This window comes from Streptomyces chiangmaiensis (genome assembly GCF_036281785.1).
Lineage (GTDB): Bacteria > Actinomycetota > Actinomycetes > Streptomycetales > Streptomycetaceae > Streptomyces > Streptomyces chiangmaiensis.
This window is the reverse complement of the sequence record NZ_JAYWVC010000760.1, coordinates 1-540: the sequence shown is the minus strand read 5'-3', so window position 1 is coordinate 540 and position 540 is coordinate 1. Positions and strand designations below refer to the sequence as shown.

The following is a 540-nucleotide window of genomic DNA, read 5'->3' as shown; positions in this document are numbered from 1 at the left end:
CGCTGAAGCGCTGGCCAACCTGGGCGATCAGCGCGGCACCGACGTGCTCCACAACCTGACCACCGACACCACCATCGGGGACCACGTGCGCGTGGATGCGGCCGCGCGACTCGCCCAACTAGGCGATCTGCGCGCAGCAAAGCCGCTCCACACCCTGGCCACCGGCACCACTCTCTACCCTGCCAAGCGGCTGGATGCTGCCGCGGCGTTGGCCAAGTTGGGGGATCAGCGCGGCGCTGACCTGCTCCACACCCTGATCGCCGACACCACAGTTAAGGACTACGTGCGCCGGGATGCTGCTGAAGCGCTGGCCAACCTAGGCGGCCAGCGCGCAGCCGACCCGCTCTACACCTTGGCCACCGACATCTCCATCGGGGAGTTCGTGCGCGTAGATGCGGCCGCGCGACTGGCCAAGCTGGGCGATCAGCGCGGCGCTGACCTGCTCCACACCCTGGCCACCGACACCACCAACAGCGGCCACATGCGCGTAGAAGCTGCCCAGCGAATGGCCCAACTAGAAGATCACTGAAAATCTTTGGT

The 540-nt window shown here is 66.7% G+C and carries 1 protein-coding gene; it reads left to right on the top strand.

What is annotated here, in order from left to right; translation table 11 throughout:
• The coding region (locus VXC91_RS46795) for a HEAT repeat domain-containing protein (RefSeq protein ID WP_329513394.1) at nt 1-529 on the top strand (529 nt) is incomplete at its 5' end.
• Nucleotides 530-540 lie beyond the last annotated feature (11 nt).